This window comes from Clostridium sp. AF19-22AC, assembly GCF_003479085.1.
GTDB classification, from domain to species: domain Bacteria; phylum Bacillota; class Clostridia; order Lachnospirales; family Lachnospiraceae; genus Faecalicatena_A; species Faecalicatena_A orotica.
Genome location: NZ_QUGN01000005.1, coordinates 181,521 through 195,625 on the forward strand (window position 1 = coordinate 181,521; position 14,105 = coordinate 195,625).

The 14,105-nt window shown below is 45.4% G+C and carries 16 protein-coding genes; 15 read left to right on the top strand and 1 reads right to left on the bottom strand.

The genetic code is table 11. The features are described 5' to 3' along the window. The first annotated feature begins 53 nt into the window (after positions 1–53). The 9 genes from DWX43_RS08120 (at position 54) to DWX43_RS08160 (ending at position 8,388) form a co-directional block, all read left to right on the top strand. Positions 54–938, top strand: coding sequence for a Cof-type HAD-IIB family hydrolase (locus DWX43_RS08120; protein WP_109729879.1), 885 nt, complete (start codon positions 54–56; stop codon positions 936–938). A gap of 107 nt (positions 939–1,045) precedes the next feature. Continuing rightward, on the top strand, positions 1,046–3,016 hold the full coding sequence (locus DWX43_RS08125) for a sensor domain-containing diguanylate cyclase (protein WP_118619967.1): 1,971 nt from the start codon (positions 1,046–1,048) through the stop codon (positions 3,014–3,016). 14 nt (positions 3,017–3,030) lie between these two features. Beyond that, positions 3,031–3,831: a class B sortase gene (srtB, locus tag DWX43_RS08130; RefSeq protein WP_118619968.1), complete on the top strand. Its 801-nt coding sequence runs from the start codon at positions 3,031–3,033 to the stop codon at positions 3,829–3,831. Positions 3,832–3,904: 73 nt separating this feature from the next. Further along, complete coding sequence (locus DWX43_RS08135) at positions 3,905–4,093, top strand: DUF951 domain-containing protein (protein WP_109729882.1); 189 nt, start codon at positions 3,905–3,907, stop codon at positions 4,091–4,093. Between the two features lie 130 nt (positions 4,094–4,223). Further along, a complete protein-coding gene (gene rpsF / locus DWX43_RS08140) occupies positions 4,224–4,511 on the top strand; it encodes a 30S ribosomal protein S6 (RefSeq protein ID WP_109729883.1) in 288 nt (95 codons plus the stop codon). A gap of 14 nt (positions 4,512–4,525) precedes the next feature. Beyond that, positions 4,526–4,969, top strand: a complete 444-nt coding sequence (locus DWX43_RS08145; RefSeq protein WP_109729884.1) for a single-stranded DNA-binding protein — start codon at positions 4,526–4,528, stop codon at positions 4,967–4,969. Positions 4,970–5,018: 49 nt separating this feature from the next. Continuing rightward, positions 5,019–5,285: a 30S ribosomal protein S18 gene (gene rpsR, locus DWX43_RS08150; RefSeq protein WP_109729885.1), complete on the top strand. Its 267-nt coding sequence runs from the start codon at positions 5,019–5,021 to the stop codon at positions 5,283–5,285. Positions 5,286–5,443: 158 nt separating this feature from the next. Then, the gene (locus DWX43_RS08155; protein WP_109729886.1) at positions 5,444–5,785 is read left to right on the top strand and encodes a DUF134 domain-containing protein; all 342 of its coding nucleotides are present in this window, start codon (positions 5,444–5,446) and stop codon (positions 5,783–5,785) included. Between the two features lie 20 nt (positions 5,786–5,805). Then, positions 5,806–8,388: an FAD-dependent oxidoreductase gene (locus DWX43_RS08160; protein WP_118619969.1), complete on the top strand. Its 2,583-nt coding sequence runs from the start codon at positions 5,806–5,808 to the stop codon at positions 8,386–8,388. A 101-nt stretch (positions 8,389–8,489) separates the two neighbouring features. On the opposite strand, the gene DWX43_RS08165 is transcribed toward DWX43_RS08160, so the two are convergent. After that, the gene (locus DWX43_RS08165) at positions 8,490–8,693 is read right to left on the bottom strand and encodes a cold-shock protein (RefSeq protein ID WP_109729888.1); all 204 of its coding nucleotides are present in this window, start codon (positions 8,691–8,693) and stop codon (positions 8,490–8,492) included. A gap of 356 nt (positions 8,694–9,049) precedes the next feature. On the opposite strand from DWX43_RS08165, the gene ulaG reads away from it, so the two are divergent. From ulaG to DWX43_RS08195, 6 genes are all read left to right on the top strand, one after another. Then, a complete protein-coding gene (gene ulaG, locus DWX43_RS08170; protein WP_118619970.1) occupies positions 9,050–10,108 on the top strand; it encodes an L-ascorbate 6-phosphate lactonase in 1,059 nt (352 codons plus the stop codon). 21 nt (positions 10,109–10,129) lie between these two features. Next, positions 10,130–10,591 carry a PTS sugar transporter subunit IIA gene (locus DWX43_RS08175; RefSeq protein ID WP_182440652.1) on the top strand — a complete coding sequence of 154 codons (462 nt, stop codon included), beginning with the start codon at positions 10,130–10,132 and terminating at the stop codon, positions 10,589–10,591. Next, positions 10,588–11,328: a creatininase family protein gene (locus DWX43_RS08180; protein ID WP_109729890.1), complete on the top strand. Its 741-nt coding sequence runs from the start codon at positions 10,588–10,590 to the stop codon at positions 11,326–11,328. The genes DWX43_RS08175 and DWX43_RS08180 overlap by 4 nt, the downstream gene beginning before the upstream one ends. Then, a complete protein-coding gene (locus DWX43_RS08185) occupies positions 11,321–12,160 on the top strand; it encodes an HAD family hydrolase (RefSeq protein WP_118619971.1) in 840 nt (279 codons plus the stop codon). The genes DWX43_RS08180 and DWX43_RS08185 overlap by 8 nt, the downstream gene beginning before the upstream one ends. 220 nt (positions 12,161–12,380) lie before the next feature. Further along, complete coding sequence (locus DWX43_RS08190) at positions 12,381–13,733, top strand: PTS transporter subunit IIC (protein WP_109729892.1); 1,353 nt, start codon at positions 12,381–12,383, stop codon at positions 13,731–13,733. 39 nt (positions 13,734–13,772) lie between these two features. Further along, positions 13,773–14,072, top strand: a complete 300-nt coding sequence (locus tag DWX43_RS08195) for a PTS sugar transporter subunit IIB (RefSeq protein WP_109729893.1) — start codon at positions 13,773–13,775, stop codon at positions 14,070–14,072. Positions 14,073–14,105: the final 33 nt, after the last annotated feature.

Sequence of the window (14,105 nt, forward strand, 5' to 3'; positions counted from 1 at the left end):
AGACCCTTTTGCGGTCCATATTCAGAATATTCTTAAAATTAGGAGGAGTAAGGATGATTAAAGTGATCGCGTCCGACATGGACGGCACGCTTTTGGATGATAATCACAAACTGGCGCCGGAAACGCTGAAGGCGATACATAAGGCTTGTGAAGCGGGGATACGGTTTATGGTCGCAACCGGGAGGAATTTTCGTGGGGCGATGGAGGAATTGAAGGATGTGGAGCTGACCTGTGATTATATCGTGGGCAGCGGAGCGGAAGTCCGCAATCAGGAACGGGAGGTTGTTCTTACGGCCCCGATCGATATGGACCTGTGCGAAGAAGTTTACCATGCACTGGAAAAGTATCCGGTATCGGTTGTTTTTTGTACGGACGATTTTGATTACCGGATCGGGGATGAAGAGGAGATTGAAGAGAGTTTTGTCCGCCAGCTGAAGGTCTTCCATTTGGATAAAGATATCAGTGAGGAACAGGCAAAATTGGATCCCCTTTACCAGCGTGTACGGAAAAGCACAATCATCATTTCAAAATTTGATGAACTCCGTGCGGCAGGTGTGCCGGTATATAAGATTTTTCTGTACTCAGGGGACCTTTCGATGCTGGAGCGGATCCGTCTGGAATTGGAGAAAAACTCCCGGATCGCTGTGGCGGCTTCTTTTGAGACGAATCTTGAGATTACGGATGTAAAGGCACAGAAAGGCCCTGTGCTTAAGAAATATATTGAATCTCTGGGATACACAATGGATGAAGTCATGGTATTCGGCGACAGTATGAATGACTATTCCATGCTGTCTATGGAATTCGGGGCAACGGTTGCAATGGAAAATTCCATGCCTGAAGTAAAATCAGCTGCCAGACATGTTACGAAATCAAATCAGGAACATGGTGTGGCATTTGTAATAAACGAAATGCTTAAGAAATATGGAAATGATAAATGAGGGGAAAAATTTCAGATTCGTCCAGAAATAGGAGATTTATGAGCCGGGTTGTGATACAATAAGCAAAGGAAAGACAGCACGTTCATTTATCTTAAAGGAGTTCGGGTATGGAGACAGAAAAGGATAAAAAAGAACATAAAGAACGTTCATTAGAGGAATTAATAGAAGAGAATAAGAATCTGAATGCCCTGATACAGAATGTTCCGGGCGGTGTTATGTGCTGCAGCGCGGATATGGATAACGGACTGGAACTGTTAGAATACAGCGATGGCTTTTTAAAGCTTCTGGGGTATACAGCAGAGGAACTGAAGGAAAAGTATGATAATAAATTCTGCAGCATTATATATGAAGAAGACTGGGAGGCAACTGCAAAGTCTGTAGGGGAGCAGATGAGCAGGGGGAGCACAAAGAAGATTGAGTACCGCGTGAAGTGCGGGGACGGGACACTGAAAATGATATACGATCAGGGGCAGCTCGTCCGCCGGAACGGATACGATGTTTATTACTGTATTCTGTCGGATGTGACAGAACAGCGGGCTGTGACGGAAGCACTGCGTCTGAGTCTTGAGAGACACCAGATCATCATGGAGCAGACACGGGACATTATTTTTGAGTGGGATGTGGAAAAGGACAGCGTAATGTGGTCTGATAACTGGAAAGAAAAGTTCGGGTATCAGGCGTTTTCCACCAATGTAGAGCAGGAGCTTCTGGAAAACGGGCATATATATCCAGAGGACAGGGAAACACTGATGCAGCTGTACTATAAGCTGGTAGGAAATGCCACATATGAAGAAACAGAAATCCGTATCCAGAGGATTGATGGTGTATTTATATGGTGCAGGATCAGGGCATCCCTGCAGCTTGGTGCGTCAGGTGACAAGAAAAAGGTAATCGGTGTGATTATAGACATCGACAACGAGAGGCAGGAGGCCGAAAAGCTGAAGGAGAGGGCCGAAAAGGATGCCCTTACCGGCGTATATAACAAGGGGACTGTCCAGATGCTCGGGGACCAGTACCTCTCCAAGATGAAACGGGGAGAAATGGCCGCGTTTTTCATGATAGATATTGACGATTTCAAGTATATTAATGATGTTTACGGGCATTTGAGCGGGGATGTCATTCTGGCAGAGATTGCCGCGGGATTGAAGCGGATATTCAGAAGCGGTGATATCATCGGCCGGATCGGCGGTGACGAGTTTGCTGTCATTATGAAAGATATCCGTGAAGTGGATGCAGTCGAGAGGAAAGCACAGGAAGTAATCGGTATATTCAATCACCTGCTCGAAGAGGATAAGTATACATTTTCCAGCAGCATAGGAATTGCCTTTGCGCCGAAACATGGATACGCGTTTGAAACGATGTATAAAAAGGCGGATATTGCTCTTTATAAGGCGAAAGCGGAAGGCAAGAATACATGGAGGTTTTATGAAGAAGGCCTCAAGATGGAAAGCAGCATAGGGAATGGCTATTCGACACAGCGAAAAGCAGACAATTCCGAGGAGATGTGGCAGGGAGAGGCGGGGATTGTAAGTTACATTTTTTCCTCCCTGTATGAGTCGGAAGACGTAAGAAGGGGAATTGAAGATATCCTGAATATAGTAGGAACACAATTCGGTGTCAGCCGTGCCTATATTTTTGAAGATACAGAGGATGGGGCGGCAACTTATAATACATTCGAGTGGTGCAGGGAAGGAATCGGCCCTCAAAAGGAGGAACTGCAGGGGGTGCCGGGGAGTGTGCTGGGAGACTACTATAGCAATTTCAACGCAAACGGTTTGCTTTACTGCCGCGACATCAGGGAGCTGGACGAACCGCTCCGTGAACTGTTAGAAAAACAAGGGATCAAGTCCATGCTCCAGTGCCTTATTATGGACAAGGGGGAGAAAAAGGGGTTCGTAGGATTTGATGAGTGTGAAACGAACCGCTTGTGGACAAAACAGCAGATCGATACGCTGTCTGTGATTTCTCAGGTGATCAGCGTATTCCTGCGGAAAGAACGGGCACAGGAAGCACTGTGCAGATTAGTGCAGGGGATGCCTGCCGAAGCTGCTGAAGACAAACAGTGCATGAGCCATTAGAGGAGAAGACAGGAATGAGCAGAAAGAAAAGACAGAAGAAATCTTCAAGGAAAAGGAGCAGGGTGGGAGACATTGTCACTACCACAATACTAATTGCGGCAATCTGCGTATTTATATTTTCTGCGTATCAGCTTGTCATGATGCTGGTCCCATACTATTCCGGCGGAAAAGAATACGATGATGTCAAAAAGCTGGCTATCATAAAGGATGATACGGGTAAAGACGGTGATGAAGGAAATGGAGATAACTTTCAGGTGGATTTTGATGCACTCCTGAAAGAAAATCCCGACACCGTAGCGTGGCTCCGCTTCGACGAACCGTCCATAATCAGTTATCCAGTGGTTAAAAGCTCGGACAACCAGGAATACCTGACCAAAACATTTTCGGCCAACGATAACAAGCTGGGCGCCATTTTTATGGACATGCGCAATAACAAAGATTTTACAGATCTGAATACCTTCATCTACGGACATAACCTTAAAGTAGGCGGGGAGATGTTTTCACAGTTGAACGAATATGCCAGTGAAGACTTTTGCAAAGCGCATCCATATTTTTATATCTATACGCCGAACGGAAAGCTTACCTACAAAGTATTCTCGGCAGGAACCGTAAAGGATATAGCGGCAAACTATATCCTAACATATGAGAATGAGAAAGCATACACAGATTACCTGCAAATGTGCAGGAACTCATCTAATTACCAGGTAGATGTAACGTTGGACGCAAAGTCACGCATCGTCAGCCTGTCGACTTGTACGAATATTAATGATGATGAGAGGTTCCTTGTACAGGGGGTGCTTGTGGAGAACGAGTAGTTTTCAAAGGGGTCTGACCCCTTTGCGGTCCGTTTTCAGAATATTCTCATTTTATTAAAAAAGGAGGGCGTTTATGCCAGACAGATTTGATGTCGGAGATGTCATCCGCATGAAGAAACCCCATCCGTGCGGCAGCCATGAATGGGAGATTTTAAGGGTTGGGGCGGATTTCCGTCTGAAGTGTGTGGGATGCAGCCACCAGATCATGGTTCCGCGCAGGTTAGTGGAAAAAAATACAAAAGAAATTCGCAAAAAGTCTTGAATTGGACAACTTCTTATGGTAAAATAAGAATTCGTGACGTACCCGTTGAATTTATAGATTCACGGATATCATTAATTCCTTGTTCCCGCTAAGGTACGGGAGCCAGAGACCATAAGGAGGTGCTAAAGACATGAACAAGTATGAGTTAGCTGTTGTTGTCAGTGCAAAAATCGAAGACGACGCTAGGGCAGAAGTTGTTGAAAAAGTGAAAGCATTAATCGCTCGTTTCGGCGGCAATGTTACTGACGTTGATGAATGGGGTAAGAGAAGATTTGCTTACGAAATTCAGAAGATGAAAGAAGGATTTTACTACTTCATCCACTTCGAATCTGACAGTACTGTTCCAGGAGAAGTTGAACAACGTATCCGCATCATGGACAATGTACTCAGATATTTATGCGTTAGACAGGAAGCATAGAGAAAGAGGTATATATGAACAAAGTAGTTTTAGTAGGGCGTCTCACAAGAGACCCGGAAGTTAGATATTCACAGGGTGACAGTGCAACTGCAGTTGCAAGATATACATTGGCTGTTGACCGTAAGTTCAAGAGAGACAATGAACCGACAGCGGATTTTATTCCGTGTGTTGTATTCGGCCGCTCAGGAGAGTTTGCGGAGAAGTATTTCCGCCAGGGAATGCGTGTTTCCATATCAGGACGTATCCAGACAGGAAGCTACACGAACAAAGAAGGCGTGAAAGTATACACAACAGAAGTAATTGTCGAGGATCAGGAATTTGCTGAGAGCAGAGCGGAAAGTGATGCGAACAGAGGCTCCTTCCATCAGGCAGCGCCAAGCCCGGCACCAAGTGTTGATGCAGGTGACGGATTCATGAACATCCCGGATGGGATTGATGAAGAGTTACCGTTTAACTAAGACACGGACTGTGGAATCTTTCTATTATTAATATAGGAGGTAAAGAGAAATGGCTTACGATAAAGGTAGCAGACCAGAAGGCGGTTTCAAGAGAAGAGGACCGGCTCGCAGAAGAAAAAAAGTTTGTGTATTCTGTGGTAAAGAGAATAACGAAATCGATTATAAAGACGTAGCAAAATTAAAGAAATACATCTCTGAAAGAGGAAAAATTCTTCCTAGAAGAATCACAGGAAACTGTGCAAAGCATCAGAGAGCTCTTACAGTAGCAATCAAGAGAGCAAGACACATTGCTTTAATGCCATACGTACAGGATTAATCAAAAGTACAGACCGTCACTGCATCGTTGCAGCGGCGGTCTTTTTGCGTAATAGAAAGGCGTGTTCCTTGTACACAAAGCGAATCGTGAAATTATTGACAATATTATTGACATATGTTCATTAAGTGGTATACTAGAAAAAGAAAAGGGGTGACAATATGCCAAGACCGCAAAAATGCAGGTGCATCTGTTCCAGACCAAAAGTGAAAGGTTTTACGCCAGTCGGCCATGAAAGCGGAGAGACTGTTATCATCGGGTATGATGAATACGAGGCAGTCCGGCTTTTGGATTATGTAAAACTGACCCAGGAGCAGTGCGCGAAGAAAATGAACATTTCCCGTCCCACGGTCACCAGAATTTATGAGGAAGTCAGGCAGAAGATTGCGGATGCGATGGTAAACGGGAAGGAAATCAGGATCGAAGGCGGCGATGTGATCGTCTGCGAGGCGATGAAACCGGAGTGCGTGAATGAAGTGCACTGCTGTCACAGACAGAAGTAAAAAGAAAAGGAGATAAGCCAATGAACGTGTTAGTTATTGGAGGAGTTGCTGCCGGTACTAAAACAGCAGCAAAGTTAAAGCGTCAGGACCAAAGCGCTGAGATTACGATTATTACGAAAGACAAGGATATATCTTATGCCGGGTGCGGGCTGCCGTATTATGTGGGCGGAGTGATTGAAGAAAAAGAAGAATTGATCGTAAACACGCCGCAGAAATATTCTGCACTGACAGGGGTAAAAGTACTGACAGGTATAGAGGCAGTAGGTCTGGATTCAGATAAGAAAGTGGTAAAGGCAAAGAATCTGTCAACAGATGCGGAGGAAACCTATACATACGACAAACTGATCATCGCGACGGGTGCTTCCCCGGCCATTATTCCGATTGACGGAATTAGTCTTCCGGGAGTATTCAAAATGCGTACCCCGAATGACGCAATCGGTGTAAGAGACTATGCAGAAACCAACCATGTGAGAAAAGCAGTTGTTGTCGGTGCCGGTTTTATAGGCCTCGAGGTTGCCGAGAACCTGAAGCTGAGAGGGATACAGGTAACTGTGATCGATTTTGCATCCCAGATACTCCCTAATATATTGGACCCGGAGATGGCGGCTTACGGTAAAAAGCACCTTCTCAAAGAAGGAATCCGGGTGATAACCGGTACAAAAGCAGAAGCTGTCCTCGGAGAGGGAAAAGTGACAGGCCTTAAGACGAGCGCGGGCACATTCCCGTGCGAGATGGTTATTATGGCGGCGGGCATCCGTCCAAATACCGCATTCCTTCAGGATACAGGAATTGAGATGTTCAAGGGAACTATTTTAACTGATGGCCACATGCAGACAAATCTGCCGGATGTATATGCGGCGGGGGACTGTGCAATGGTTACGAACCGGATCACGGGCAGCAGGCAGTGGTCGCCGATGGGATCTTCCGCCAACATGGAAGGACGTACACTGGCGCAGATAATGACAGGGGACGAAAAAGAATATAAAGGTGTTCTTGGCACCGGTGTTGTAAAACTGCCGAACTTAAACTGCGGAAGAACAGGACTAACAGAAGAACAGGCAAAAGCGGCCGGCTATGATGTCATAACGGCACTCTCTGTAACAGACGACAAGGCCCATTACTATCCGGATGCGGCATATTTTATCACAAAACTGATTGCAGACAAAACGACACATAAGCTTCTAGGAGTTCAGGTATTTGGCCCGGGGGCTGTCGACAAAATGGTAGATGTTGCTGTAGTGGGCCTGAACATGGGGGCTGTACTGGAGGATTATGAGAACGCGGATTTTGCTTACGCGCCTCCGTTTTCAACAGCGATCCACCCGTTTGTACAGGCGGTTTATATCCTGTTGAATAAAATAAACGGCGATATGGTCAGCATGACACCGGCAGAATATGCAGAAGGAAAAGCAGAAGGCTATACAGTGCTGGATGTGGGACTGACACCTGCCATCCGCGGTGCGCAGTACATCAACCTTGGGGCCGTGAAGGGTGAACTAGAGGGAATCGGAAAGGACGAAAAGCTCCTCCTTGTCTGTACAAAAGGAAAACGTGCTTACTTCCTGCAGAACAGACTGCGCCACTTCGGCTACACAAATACAGTGGCGCTGGAAGGCGGCGTGTTCTTCAGCGACGTAAAGGTGAAGAATACACAAACTGAGATTCCGGCCGATGAAGTTACAAGAGTTAAAGGTCTTGGTTTCCTGCGGGATAAGACGACCGCAGACAAATTCAATGGCCGTGTAATCACGAGAAACGGGAAAATAACTGCGGATGAGACACGTACCATAGCAGAGGCCGCGGAGCTGTACGGAAGCGGTGAAGTAACAATGACCTCCCGCCTGACAATGGAAATTCAGGGAGTACCGTTTGACAACATCGAACCGCTGAGGGAATACCTGATGCAGGCTGGCCTCGAGACAGGCGGAACGGGTTCCAAAGTACGTCCGGTTGTATCCTGCAAAGGAACGACCTGCCAGTATGGTCTGACTGATACATTCGCGCTGTCAGAAGAAATACACGAACGTTTCTATCACGGTTATTCATCAGTCAAGCTTCCGCACAAGTTTAAAATAGCAGTGGGCGGATGTCCGAATAACTGCGTAAAACCTGACCTGAATGATATCGGAATTATCGGGCAGCGTATTCCTCAGGTTGATCTGGAAAAATGTAAAGGATGCAAAGTCTGTCAGGTGACGGAAAGCTGTCCGATCGGCATTGCAAAGATGGAAGACGGAAAAATCGTGATCGATGATGATGCATGCAACCACTGCGGCAGATGTATCGGCAAATGCCCGTTCAGCGTAGTGGAAGACTATACAGATGGATACCGCATTTACATAGGCGGCCGCTGGGGAAAGAAAGCATCTCAGGGAAGATATCTGGATAAAGTATTCACTGATAAAGAAGAAGCTCTGGATACGATCGAAAAAGCAATTCTGCTGTTCAGGGAACAGGGAAACACAGGAGAACGTTTCGGAGATACGATCGCACGCCTTGGTTTTGAAAACGTGCAGGAGCAGCTGCTTAAAGATGACCTGCTGTCCAGAAAAACAGAGAACCTTGCAGCCCAGAAACATTTGAAGGGCGGGGCAACCTGTTAAGCTGGGAATGAAAACAGAAAAGAGGGAGCATTGCCTGACGGCGCTGCTCCCTCTTTTCTGTTACATTTATATCTTATTTAAAAGACACATACCAAAGCTAATTAAGCAACTGCTACATTAACAGCCTGTGGTCCGCGGTTTCCTTCTGTGATATCAAATGTTACTTTCTGTCCTTCTTCAAGGCTCTTGTAACCATCAGCAGCGATTCCTGAGAAGTGTACGAATACGTCTTCACCGTTAGCGTCGTTTGTGATGAATCCAAAACCTTTCTGTGCGTTAAACCATTTTACTGTACCGTTATTCATGGAAATACCTCCTAAAAAAATAATATTATTTGTAAATCCTCTGATAATAAAAAATCACATATTTTTGTAAAGCATTATCAATGGAACATAATGACTTACAAAAATATGTGAAATCTAAATCCGATGAAAATACTATTACATCTTAGCATAACATTGCGAAATAGTCAATAGATTTCAGAAAAATTTGGATATAGGAAGAAAGACTGATAAAAGCATTCATAAATGTTCATATAAACGATAAATAATCATATAAATACATTGAAAACATTCATAATAGATGATAAAATAAGCGCATAAAGCATATAAATGATGGTTTTAATGAAACATATGAATGATTAAAAACAGGAGGAAGAAAAATGAGTATGGTGAATGAGCTGACAAGAGAAAAGTGGGTGCTCGGTGCATTTCCGGAATGGGGAACCTGGCTGAACGAAGAGATTGACGAGGAAGTGGTGGCACCGGGCACCTTTGCGATGTGGTGGATTGGATGTACGGGACTCTGGATCAAATCCGAGAACAATACGAACATTGCAGTCGATCTCTGGTTCGGAAACGGGAAGAGGAGCAAAAAGACAAAAGAGATGGCCCCGTTCCACCAGATGCGCAACATGACCGGCGGACGCATGACACAGCCGAATCTGCGTGCGGCTCCGATCGTATATGACCCGTTTGCTGTAACACAGGTGGATGCCGTACTGTCTACACATTACCACAATGACCATATCGACCCGTTTTTTGCAGCGGCTGTTATGCAAAACTGCGGTCAGGACGTGCCGTTTATCGGGCCTATGAAGAGTGTGGAAAAATGGCTGAGCTACGGAGTGCCAAAAGACCGCTGCAGAGTTGTGAGGCCGGGGGATGTAATTCAGGTAAAAGACTGTGAAATTGTGGTGCTGGATTCCTTTGACAGAACGTGTCTCGTAACCGCAGATGAGGATATCAGAAATACTTGCCCGAACGATATGGATGAAAAGGCTGTAAACTATTTGATTAAGACACCCGCAGGTAATGTGTACCACAGCGGTGATTCCCATTATTCCACATATTACGCAAAGCACGGAAAGGATTATAATATAGATGTTGCACTCGGCTCCTACGGGGAAAATCCGGCAGGGAACCAGGATAAGATGACTTCTGTAGACATTCTTAGAATGGCGGAGGCTCTCAGGTGTAAAGTTGTCATTCCGTTTCACTATGATGTGTGGACAAATTTCAAGGCAGATCCTGCTGAGATTATGATGCTTTACAATTACAAGAAAGACGTGCTCCAGTATCAGTTTACCCCGTTTATCTGGGACGTGGGCGGAAAATATATCTGGCCTCTGGACAAAGATAAAAAACAGTTCCATTATAGAAGAGGGTTTGAAGATTGCTTTACAGATGAACCGAATGTGCCATTCCGGTCAATTTTGTAGTCAGAAAAGGAGAATCATACTATGCTGTTAAAAGAATTAGTAGAAAAGAACAGAGTCTGCTTTCATAAAAGATTTGATACATGGGAGGAGGCTGTTGCCGCCTCCTGCCAGCCGCTGCTTGATGATGGGTCAATCGAGCAGGCATACATAGATGCGGTGATCGGATGCGTTAAGAAGTATGGCCCGTATATTGTTTTTGCACCCAACATTGCCATGCCGCATTCCCAGGAGGGAGCGGTCGGTGTGAATGATACTGCGGTTTCCTTCATGAAGCTGGAAGAGCCGGTGCACTTCGAAGAAGGAAATCCGGATAAGGATGCGAAGTTGTTTTTCGTGCTGGCATCAAAGAACCATGAGATGCACATGCAGAATATGGAAAAGCTGGCGAACATGCTCCTCACGGCGGATATCATGGATGCGCTGATGGAAGTCAGGGATGTGGAAGGACTGCTTGAACTCGACGCAAAATATTCAGACCTATGAGAAATTTATTTTACCACAGCTGGGATTCTGCGAAGGAATGCATACAGAAAAGTGAGGGGATCATGGTCACCGCAGGGTCGGTGGAAGAACATGGCTTCCACCTGCCTCTTGGGACGGACATCATCCTGACACATGCCTTTGCAGAAGCGGTGTGTGAAAAGGAAAATTTATATTATTACCCCTGTATCACGTATGGGCAGGTATGGTCTGCAAAGGAGTTTGAAGGAACTATATCCATTTCCCCGGACTGTTTAAGGGAGTACTGCCTTCAGGCAGTCGAAAGTGTTCTGCGTGTCTGCCCGAGACGGGTCATCCTGTATTCCTTTCATAACGGAAACCATAAGGTAATGGAGGAGGTTATGAGAGAACTGACGGACAGGGGGCTCGGCGGGAACGTGTTCCATATTAAGAATGCGGGAATTGAAAAGAAAGCGCAGCATATACTGACATCTCCGGTGTGGAACGGGAGTGTCTGGCATGCAGGCGAACTGGAGACATCTTTGATGTTATATGCCGCAGAGGAACTGGTGGACATGGAAGCAGCAACGGCTGAGTTCCCGCCGGTTCCGTTTTTTTACGGGAAAAAGCCTGTGCCCTGGAAAAAGTTTCTGAAAAGTGGTGCCTTTGGTGACGCTGCCTGTGCAACAAGAGAAAAGGGAGAGGCTCTGTTTAGGTTAATCTGCCGGGAACTGGAGGAGCAGGTACGCTGTATAAAAGGAGAAGAAAACAATGAATGACATCAGATTGGTCGTCTGTGACCTGGACGGAACGCTTTTAAATGATAAAAAACGGATTACGGAACGTACGGCGTCCGTGATGCAGAAAATACAGCAGATGGGGATTGCGGTCTGTCTGGCATCTGGCCGGGATGAGCAGATGATGTCTGTTTATGACAGGAAGATCGGGGGCTGCAGGTATCTGCTGTCCAACAACGGGGCAATGGTACGCAGAAATGATAATAAAATTCTGCACTGTAATTATCTGGCCGAAGACGATACGGCCCTGCTTTTGTCGTACCTGAACGCACATAAAATGACGTTTATGATGTATTCCGATCAGGAAATGTATTTTTCGGAGGGAAGCGGGAAACTGAAAAAAAGAATTAGTGATTATGAAAAGCTGTCACAGGATGTAGGCTGCCCTGTGAAGCTGAATGCAAAAGAGTTTTTAAGAAGCACCCCTGTGGCGGGATACACGACCGCCGCAAAAATCGTCGCCTATGAGGACGATGAGGAGAAGATTAACGCTTACAAAAGATATATAGACCATATGCCGGGAGTACATTATGAACCGACAGGGTACGGGCTTTTAGGAGCGTTTGACAGGAAAGTTTCGAAAAAGGCTGCCCTGTTGAAAATCATGGAGGACATGGGGGCTGGCCCAGATGCAGTGTGCGTATTCGGTGATTTTGAAAACGACCTGAGCATGTTCGAGTGTGCAGAACACAGGATCTGTATGGAAAATGGTGTAGAAGAACTGAAAAGAGCGGCCAGCCATGTGACAGTCAGTAATAATGATGATGGCGTTGCAGTCTATCTGGAAAATATACTGGACATTTTGTCTAAATAGTGAGTATATGATCAAATAAGTTCATAAAATAAGAATTAATGCATTTTAATCACTGATATTGATAAAATTACATCATATAAAACGAAATAATTCATAAAATAGCACAAACAATCATATAATAAGATTGACAATCATCATAAACGACACTATAATACAATTATCAAGAATACATAATGCACAAAAGAATCGTAAAAATGGTTACAAAGGAAGGAGAGGAATTATGTTAAATTCAATTCTTGATTTACTCTTGAAACAAATTTTCGGACAGCCATTCCTGCTTATGGCAATAATCGTATTTATAGGTTACGTTGCAATGAAGCAGAAATTGTCCAAAGCTCTTGCGGGGGCCGTGAAAGCTTCTATCGGTATCATTGTAATGGGGATGGGATCAGGCGCCCTGATCGCCAACTTCGGCAAGCTTCTGACTGCACTACAGAATGCGACGGGAATTCAGGGAGCCGGATTGAATACCTACCCGACAATGACCGCCAGTTACGAAAAGATGGACGCGGTACTGGGCGCTGGAACAGGGGCAGCGTGGGGGATTTATACACTGCTTGTTGCTTTTATCCTCAATCTGGTTTTGGTAGGCTTAAGAAAGTTCACCAGAATCCGTGCGGTTTATCTGACAGGCAACGCGATGATCGTTCAGGCAGGTATCAGTACTTATATTGTATGGCGTTTCCTTGGCCTTGGGATGATGCCGACAGTCCTGATTGCTGCAGTAGTAACAGCTCTGTACTGGGGAATCTGCTCTACACTCCTGATTGAACCTACAAAGAAGATCACAGGTGCGGATTTTACGGTTGCACACCAGCAGATGTTTGTGGACTACGTTGCTTATAAGGTAGCTCCGAAGATCGGTAATGCAGAAAAAGATGATATTGAGAAAAAGAAAATGCCGGAATCTCTCAACTTCCTTCAGGATAATATCATTGCAACAGCACTTGTTATGTTTGTTTCCACAGCAGTCATTATGCTGGTAGTCGGACGCGACCAGATCGACTGGCTCCGTGGTGCAGAAGGCCTGAATCAGGCGGGACTCACCAACAACATCGTATTCCTCGTGTGGATATCCATAACACTGACAGCAAATATCGTTGTACTGCTCAGTGGTGTCAGGATGTTTGTCGGTGAGCTCATGATGTCATTCAAAGGTATTTCAGAAAAACTGCTTCCAGGTGCAGTTGCAGGTGTTGACTGTGCCGCAATCTTCGCATTCGCTCCAAAGTCAGTTGTACTCGGACTTCTCTTTGGTGCTTTGGGACAGGTAATCGGACTGGTCGGACTTCTTGTGTTCAAGTCCCCGATCTTCCTCGTACCGGGATTCATCCCGCTGTTCTTTGATAATGCGACAATCGCGATCTTTGCCAATAAGTTCGGCGGATGGAAAGCGGCAGCTGTAATCTGTACGGCAAACGGTCTTATCCAGATATTAGGTTCCGCCCTCGCGGTAAAACTTATGGAATTAACATGGTGGCAGGGAAGCGCAGATTATGCGACAATATGGGTAGCAATCATAGCAATCTTCAAAGGTATCGGAAGCTTGCTTGGAATCCCGATTGCAGGTTAACCAGTTAGAATAAACAAAATATAACAGGAGGAAAAAAAGATGCTTAATATTTTATGTGTATGCGGAAATGGTATGGGAACCAGTACGATTTTGAAGATCAGTGTAAAGAAAATCTGTGACGAGCACAATATTGAGGCAGCTGTAGAGTCATGTTCATTCGGTGAGGCATTGTCTTATGTGACGAATACAGACCTCGTACTGACAAGCCCTGAGTGGGCGGGAATGCTTCCACCAAGTAATGCGGTGATTGCAGAGACGAAGAACCTGATCGACACAAAGGCTGTTACAGAGACACTTCTGGCAGCAGTGAAAGAACATTTCCCGAACGAAATGAAGTAACAGATTAAATGGAAACAGCCGGGGATATGGATT

Bases quoted from the DNA above. Each gene is read 5' to 3' on its own strand.
- DWX43_RS08145 (WP_109729884.1), top strand. From the start codon at position 4,526: ATGAACAAAGTAGTTTTAGTAGGGCGTCTCACAAGAGACCCGGAAGTT.
- DWX43_RS08190 (WP_109729892.1), top strand. From the start codon at position 12,381: ATGTTAAATTCAATTCTTGATTTACTCTTGAAACAAATTTTCGGACAG.
- DWX43_RS08175 (WP_182440652.1), top strand. From the start codon at position 10,130: ATGCTGTTAAAAGAATTAGTAGAAAAGAACAGAGTCTGCTTTCATAAA.
- DWX43_RS08155 (WP_109729886.1), top strand. From the start codon at position 5,444: ATGCCAAGACCGCAAAAATGCAGGTGCATCTGTTCCAGACCAAAAGTG.
- DWX43_RS08185 (WP_118619971.1), top strand. From the start codon at position 11,321: ATGAATGACATCAGATTGGTCGTCTGTGACCTGGACGGAACGCTTTTA.
- rpsF (WP_109729883.1), top strand. From the start codon at position 4,224: ATGAACAAGTATGAGTTAGCTGTTGTTGTCAGTGCAAAAATCGAAGAC.
- DWX43_RS08135 (WP_109729882.1), top strand. From the start codon at position 3,905: ATGCCAGACAGATTTGATGTCGGAGATGTCATCCGCATGAAGAAACCC.
- ulaG (WP_118619970.1), top strand. From the start codon at position 9,050: ATGAGTATGGTGAATGAGCTGACAAGAGAAAAGTGGGTGCTCGGTGCA.
- DWX43_RS08125 (WP_118619967.1), top strand. From the start codon at position 1,046: ATGGAGACAGAAAAGGATAAAAAAGAACATAAAGAACGTTCATTAGAG.
- srtB (WP_118619968.1), top strand. From the start codon at position 3,031: ATGAGCAGAAAGAAAAGACAGAAGAAATCTTCAAGGAAAAGGAGCAGG.
- DWX43_RS08120 (WP_109729879.1), top strand. From the start codon at position 54: ATGATTAAAGTGATCGCGTCCGACATGGACGGCACGCTTTTGGATGAT.
- DWX43_RS08195 (WP_109729893.1), top strand. From the start codon at position 13,773: ATGCTTAATATTTTATGTGTATGCGGAAATGGTATGGGAACCAGTACG.
- DWX43_RS08165 (WP_109729888.1), bottom strand. From the start codon at position 8,693: ATGAATAACGGTACAGTAAAATGGTTTAACGCACAGAAAGGTTTTGGA.
- DWX43_RS08160 (WP_118619969.1), top strand. From the start codon at position 5,806: ATGAACGTGTTAGTTATTGGAGGAGTTGCTGCCGGTACTAAAACAGCA.
- rpsR (WP_109729885.1), top strand. From the start codon at position 5,019: ATGGCTTACGATAAAGGTAGCAGACCAGAAGGCGGTTTCAAGAGAAGA.
- DWX43_RS08180 (WP_109729890.1), top strand. From the start codon at position 10,588: ATGAGAAATTTATTTTACCACAGCTGGGATTCTGCGAAGGAATGCATA.